At 36.4% G+C, this 582-nt stretch carries 1 protein-coding gene; it reads left to right on the forward strand.

Features of this window, described 5'->3' with window-relative positions; genetic code table 11:
- Positions 1–582, forward strand: a 582-nt coding sequence (locus N1032_RS26700; RefSeq protein WP_259543688.1) for a hypothetical protein, incomplete at both ends; no start/stop codon positions are given.

The raw sequence follows: 582 nt of genomic DNA on the forward strand, positions 1-582 counted from the left end.
ACTTGGAGTCACTAAAGAAAAACTTCGAGCTGTAGTACAAAAGCTTAAAGATGAAGGATATGAACAACACGTTATTCATGTTCCTCAAGTTACTAATCCAAATCAGAAAACAACTTATAAAGTCCTCGTAAAAGATAAGACTGCAAAAGATGTATTTCAGAATGTGGATAAAATACGTCCAATTGATTTCCATACCAGCGATGGTGGAACAACTATGGAACAACTAAAACCATTTAAATCATTAGATTTCGATAAAGTTCATATTCGATATAAAGAAGATGGCGGAGTCGACAAAGATGGTGTAATGGAATTACGTCCTGGCGTGCCCGACCTAAATATGGGAAATGCACATTATGCACAGGTTCGTATTGCAGTTGGTCCTGGTGGTGGAACACACTACCTAAAAGGTATGGCTGTTTATGGAAATGAAAAAGACTTCCCTAAAGGAACTGATGTTATATTCAATACGAATAAATCAAAAGGCACTCCTAAAGAGAAAGTCTTAAAAGAAATGAAAGCCGATAAAGATAATCCTTTTGGTGCTTCTATTAAAAGACAAGCGGATGTTGCTACACCGTCTAA

The sequence above is a fragment of the Herbiconiux daphne genome, assembly GCF_024979295.1.
Taxonomy (GTDB): Bacteria; Actinomycetota; Actinomycetes; order Actinomycetales; family Microbacteriaceae; genus Herbiconiux; species Herbiconiux daphnes.